The sequence below is a fragment of the Candidatus Eisenbacteria bacterium genome (assembly GCA_016867495.1).
Lineage (GTDB): Bacteria > Eisenbacteria > RBG-16-71-46 > CAIMUX01 > VGJL01 > VGJL01.
In genome coordinates, this window is the sequence record VGJL01000208.1 from 1 (window position 1) to 4,278 (window position 4,278).

A 4,278-nucleotide genomic window follows, 5' to 3' on the forward strand; every position below is an offset into this window, starting at 1 on the left:
TCTGCAGGGTGACGCTGGACCAGGAGCCCGTGGCCGCGTCGAATCCGTAGGCGACCCGGCTCGTCCAGAGGAGGGCCACCTCGGAGCCGGCGGATCCTCCCTGGAGCGGTTCGCTGACCTCGACAGCAGACCACTGGCTGAGCGTGCCGGAGTAGGCATAGGCATTGTACTTGCCCCAGACGACTCCCACGCGCCCCATGCCGGCGACAGACATCCCGACCGGGTCCTCGATCGGCGTGATGCTCCAGCTCCCCGCTCCCTGACTATTGAAGACATGGGCGGCCTGGTGCGTCCAGACGAGCCCCATCCCTTGCGTGACGATCCCCCCGAGCGCGTCCCCCGTGAAGGCCTGGACCGTCCACTGGCCCGTCGAGGCGTTGTAGGCGTATCCGTTCGCCTTTGTCCAGACCAGGCCGAAGGTCCCCGCGGAGCCTCCTCCCACCGGGAGGCGCCCGTCGAGTGAGCACGATGCCCAGGAGTTCCATGGGGTCGCGATGCCGTAGCAAGTGCTGGCGGTCCAGGCGATCGCAGTCGTGTTCTCGACGTCCTCTCCCACGATGGCCCCCTGGAAGGGCGTCACGTACCACTGCCCGTTGTTTGAGTTGTAGGCATAGAGGCGCGCCCAGGATCGCGCGTAGCCGATGTAGGCGCCCACGAGCTTGCTATCGAGCGGCGAGTCGAGCGTGCGACCCGTCCAGTACCCGGTGCCGGGGCTGAAGCCATAGACTCTCGCGGGCGTGTCGATGAGCGCCACCCTTCCTGAGGCAACACCCTGGTAGGCGCCGCAGCCGGCGGGGTAGAGCAGGATGAGGATGAGTGTGGCTAGACATGCGGAACATACTGTCCTCGGCATGAGCACCTCGCGCATGATGGAACGACGATCCCCCGGATCCTGCGTGCTTGCTGGTGGCGACAACTGTCGTGAAGCGTAGGATCCTCCGAGCACATCGAGCCCCACTCCTTGCGAAGGGGCTCGGTGCCGCAGATTCTCTCGCCGGCTGAATTCTACGCCGGACCCGACGCGGAGGCAAGGCCCGGAGTGGATTCTGCGGATGCGGAGTGGATTCTGCGGAGTGGATTCTTCCCCTCTAGCCGCGTCCTCCGGGGGGCGCCGGCTCCTCCCCGCCAGCGCCGAAGGCCTTCATGGCGGCCGAGTAGGCCCGCAGCCGCTCATCGACCTTGGCGAAGAGGCTCCCTTTCGGATAGGCGCCGTCGGGCCCGCGCGTTCCGGCCTTCACCCCGGTTAACAGCTCCGCCCCTTCCTCCACCGTGCGCACCGCAAAGACGTGGAATCTCCCCGCGGCGATGGCATCGACGACCTCCTGGCGGAGCATCAGGTCGCGCATGTTGATCTCCGGGATCAGGACCCCCTGCCGTCCAGTCAGCCCGCGGGCCTTGCAGACCTCGTAGAAGCCCTCGATCTTCTCGTTCACGCCGCCGATCGGTTGGATCTCCCCATGCTGGTTCACGCTGCCGGTCACGGCCAGATCCTGTCGGAGCGGCACATCGGCGAGGCTGCTCAAGAGGGCGTAGATCTCCGTCGAGGAGGCGCTGTCGCCGTCGACCCCGCTGTAGGATTGCTCGAAGCAGAGCGAGGCGCTCATCGCGAGGGGCTTGTCCTGAGCGAAACGGTTGCGGAAGAACCCCTCCAGGATGAGGACGCCCTTGTTGTGGGACGGCCCCGAGAGATCCGCCTCGCGCTCGATGTTGATCACCCCTGCGCGTCCGACGCTGGTCTTCGCGGTGATCCGCGTGGGGCGACCGAACATGTAGTCTCCGAGGTCGATCACGGAGAGGCCGTTGATCTGTCCCACGCGCGCGCCGTCGGAATCGACGATCAGCGTCCCTTCCACAATCAGCTCCTGGATCTTGTCCTCGATCAGCCCCACGCGCTTGATCTTCTCCTCGATCGCCTTGCGGACGTGGGTCGCGTCGACGAGCTTCGAGCCCGCGCGCTTCGCCCAGTAGGAGGACTCGCGCACGAGATCGGCGATCTCGCTGAAGCGGGTTGAGAGCTTCGACTGCCTGCCGGCCAGACGCACCCCCTGCTCGAGGATCGCCGCCACCCCCGTGCGCTGGACCGGCAGAAGATCCTCCTCCGATTGGATCTTGCGGATGAACTTCGTGTAACGATCGATGTTCTCCGCGTCACGGCTCATGACGGAGTCGAAGTCCGCCTTGACCTTGAAGATCTTGCGGAAGTCGGGATCGTAGGCATAGAGGATCCGGTAGGCATAGGCATCTCCGATCACCACGACGCGGACGCGGACGGGGATCGGCTCCGGCTTCAGGGCGGAGGTCGTGAAGAGATAGAGGGGATCGTACCCCTGGATGTCGATCTGGCGATTCTTGAGCGTCCGCTTGAGGGCCGACCAGACGCCCGGCTCGCCGATGAAATCGTAGAGATTCAAGACGATGAATCCGCCGTTGGCCCTAAGGAGCGATCCCGCCTTGACGTGCGTGAAGTCGCTCCTCCAGTGGCCGGAGCGGTCGACCACCTTCTCGATCGTGCCGAAGAGGTTTCGATAGTTGGGGGAGGTCTCCACGATGACGGGCGAGCGGACGGTCGAGGAGTTGTCGACGAGGACGTTGACCTGGTACTGGAGGAAGCGCTCGGCGTCGACCTCCGGGTGCGCGGTCGGCTGCTCCTCTCCGTCGCGCTCGGTGAACTGGTCCATGTGGGAGAGGATCTGCTCCCGCACCCCGTCGAGATACTCGGTCACCTTGGGACTCTCGTACTCCCTCTTCAGGTCGTTCATGTAGTCGTCGACGACCGGACGGCCGAACTCCCTCTCGAGTTCCGCGAGCTCGCCCCGGAGGCCTCGCTTCAGGTCGCGCACCTGGTGGAAGGTCTCCTCCATGAGGCCTGTCAGCTCCTGGTACTTGGCCCTCAGCCGCTGGAACTCCTCCTTGGGGAACTTCCCGTCGCGGACCAGCGCCTCCAGCCGATCGATCTGCTGCGGCTCCCCGGCGATCAGGGGGGCGATCTCCGGCTTGGAGAATGGACCGAGCTGGACCTGGATCAAGGCGAAGCTCTCTTCCTTGATCCTCTCCTCGAACTTGCGGATGGCCTCCTTCTCGCTCTCCTTGTAGCGTTCGATGACCCCCTTGGTCCTCTCCTTGTACGCCTCGCTCTCGTAGATCTGCTGGATGCTCGTCTTCATGTGGACGATCAGGTCGCGCATGTCGTGGCGCAGCTTGCTCCCCTGCCCCGCGGGAAGGAGAATCGCCACCGGCATGTCCGGGTTCTTGAAGTTGTTGACATAGACGACGTCGGGAGGGGACTGGGCCGGGACGTCGAGCGTCTCCAGAAGCTGCTTGACCGAGGTCGTCCGGCCGGTACCGGGCTCGCCGCACACGAAGATGTTGTAACCTTTGCTTCGCACCTCGAGGCCGAGCATGATGGAGCCGACGGCCCGGTCCTGGCCGATGATCCCCTCGCAGCAAGGGATCTCGTCGCTTGTCTCGAAGGGGAGGCTCGCGGGATCGCAGTTCCAGCGCAGATCTCCGGGTGGGACGCGGCAGTCACGCAACTCGCTCATGGGTCATGCTCCCTTGGTTGGATCTTCGAGGTCGAGAGGGAACTCCCTCAGATTCGGATTCAAGCGCACCTTGCCGTCGGTCGAGCCGCTCCGCTCACCCACGATCAGGGCGCATGGGAGATGGAAGAGCCCGGCCGGGAATCTCCTCGGCCAAGAGCCGGGGATCACGACCACCCCCGGCGGCACCTCTCCCCGCCGGACGACAGGTTCGTCGCCACGCACGTCGACGATCGGCGTCGACGCGGTCAGGATCGTCCCGGCTCCCAGAACCGCGCGGGCGCGGACGATCACTCCCTCCACCACGACGCATCGCGATCCGAGGAAGACATCGTCCTCGATGATGACGGGGCGCTCCCCCACGGGCTCCAGGACGCCGCCGATCCCGACGCCGCCGGAGACGTGGACGTTGCGCCCGACCTGGGCGCAGCTTCCAACGGTCGCCCAGGTGTCGATCATCGTTCCCGAACCGACATGGGCGCCAACATTCACATAGCTCGGCATCGCCACGACGCCCGGCTCGAGGAAGGCTCCGTAGCGGATCATCCCGGGCGGCACCAGGCGGATCCCCTGCGCCTCGAGGCCGCGCTTGACGGGGACCTTGTCCCGATACTCGAACGGCCCCGCCAGCAGGGTCTGCGCGGGGGTCTGCCTGAAGTAGAGGAGGACGGCCATGCGGACCCAGGCATTGACGATCCAGCCGCCGGGCCCGGGCTCGGCGACGCGCGCCTCTCCCCGA

General features: G+C 65.7%; 3 protein-coding genes. All 3 read right to left on the bottom strand.

Features of this window, described 5'->3' with window-relative positions; genetic code table 11:
* Nucleotides 1–853 (bottom strand): hypothetical protein (locus tag FJY88_12260; protein ID MBM3288108.1); only part of this gene is annotated, 853 nt, incomplete at its 3' end.
* 235 nt (nt 854–1,088) lie between these two features.
* Nucleotides 1,089–3,542: an ATP-dependent protease gene (locus tag FJY88_12265; GenBank protein MBM3288109.1), complete on the bottom strand. Its 2,454-nt coding sequence runs from the start codon at nt 3,540–3,542 to the stop codon at nt 1,089–1,091.
* A gap of 3 nt (nt 3,543–3,545) precedes the next feature.
* Nucleotides 3,546–4,278: 2,3,4,5-tetrahydropyridine-2,6-dicarboxylate N-succinyltransferase (locus tag FJY88_12270; protein MBM3288110.1), on the bottom strand; the 733-nt coding region annotated here is incomplete at its 5' end.

Bases quoted from the DNA above. Each gene is read 5' to 3' on its own strand.
- FJY88_12265 (MBM3288109.1), bottom strand. From the start codon at position 3,542: ATGAGCGAGTTGCGTGACTGCCGCGTCCCACCCGGAGATCTGCGCTGG.